General features: G+C 38.9%; 1 protein-coding gene. It reads left to right on the top strand.

Translation table 11 applies throughout. The annotated features are described in order from the left end of the window. The first annotated feature begins 119 nt into the window (after positions 1-119). Positions 120-1547, top strand: a complete 1428-nt coding sequence (locus tag G608_RS0117725; RefSeq protein ID WP_026497104.1) for a hypothetical protein — start codon at positions 120-122, stop codon at positions 1545-1547. Positions 1548-1654: the final 107 nt, after the last annotated feature.

Here is a 1654-nt window from a genome sequence, read left to right as displayed (position 1 = left end):
ATTATACCAAAAGGGAGGTCAATGCTCTTTTTATTTTGAACTCCCGAAAAATAGAGGATTTATAAAGAAAAAAGGAGTGTCGATTAGACACTACCAAAAAGTTTTTGGAGGGAATTAAAATGGGGAAACTATTCAAACTCGGCGTGGCCGCTTTGGCGTCTGCGCTATCTATTGCGTGCGCAATTCCAAGCACCGTCAGTGCTGCAGGGTATCCGACAATAACACTGGAATTCGAACATGCCAAGACAAACACAACCTATGATGACTACCTGATTTCTTTGGACAATCAGGTTGTATATCAGACCAGCGATAAGGCTGCATGGAACCAGGAATTCAAAAAGTATAAGGATCAGAGCGACACCTATTATAAGACCTATCAAATTAAAAACAATGTAGCAACCTACTACATAGTAAAGAAAGTATATCAGAATGAGGTAACAGGTGCTACAGGTACAAAAAGTGAAGTATCACCCTCTGCCACATACTCAGACACTGCCAGCATGGGCGGCACAGTATATGTTGATGCAGGTGTGCCTACAAGAATTCATGTAAAGCTTTGCGGCGGAGACATAAAGGTTGGAAATGTAAAAACATCAAAAAGTAAAGTCTTTACTGCCAAGCTCGATAATAGAAACAGCATCATCAACTACTCCGATGAGCATGCAAAAATTGAGCACGATACAAAAAACGATCAGTATTATTATTACAAGAGCACCGGAGAAAAGGTTATCATTCCTAAAAAGGGAACCGGCTTTGATCAGGAATCACCTGAATACGTAAGCTCAAATCGCTCTTCCGCTGATATTTATCTTCTTCTCACTCCTAAAAAGAAGGGTAAGGCAAAGCTGAAGTTCAAAATCTATAACAATGCCGGAAAGGTTACAGGAAATGTTTCGGTAAATGTTGTTGTAAGAGACAATTCATCAATATTTAAGACATTCACCTATGCTGGAAAATCACTTATACAAAAGACCTATGGTGATAAGAATTATATAAACTACGGAAGATCACTTAATTCATACGACTATAACTTTACAAATAAGACAAAGGGCAAGCTTGTTGTAAAGGCTAACAAGGGTTATAAGATCGTTAAGATTCAAATTGGTTCATATAGAAGAAAAGCAAACAAAGGCTACCGCAACGATTCCTTTAACAACACCGGCTATGAGGAAGACGTTGAAGGAAACCGCACAGACCAGTACGCAAACGGTGTTTACAACGGCTGCGACTTAAACGGTGACGGCGATGCCTTAGATAAATTCTATGGTCAGGAAGAGAACGGTACCTGCTACTACTATAAGATAGTTAAATCAGGCAGCACAATTAAGCTTTCAAAGGTAGGAAGCCTTGCGAACTACTGCGACGGAAAGCGTTACTTTAATGATGACGTAGACGGAAGTCCTCGCAGCACAAGAGCAATTACCAAGAGAAACAGTGAATATGCTCCCACAAGAATCCTTATCACTTATTATGATCAGGAAGCAAAGCATTATGATTATACCTACACTACCCTTTACACAAAGGCTAAGCAGTTTAAGATGAAATAATTAAGGACAAATGGGAGTGTAAAATAAAGTGTGTAAGTTAAAAAACATTAACTTACGCACTTTATTTAGTTTATAGGGTGCGGTACATTAAAAGAAAGGATGAAAGG

The sequence above is a fragment of the Butyrivibrio sp. WCD3002 genome, from assembly GCF_000424265.1.
Classification (GTDB): Bacteria; Bacillota; Clostridia; order Lachnospirales; family Lachnospiraceae; genus Butyrivibrio.
This window is presented reverse-complemented; position numbering and strand designations above follow the sequence as displayed.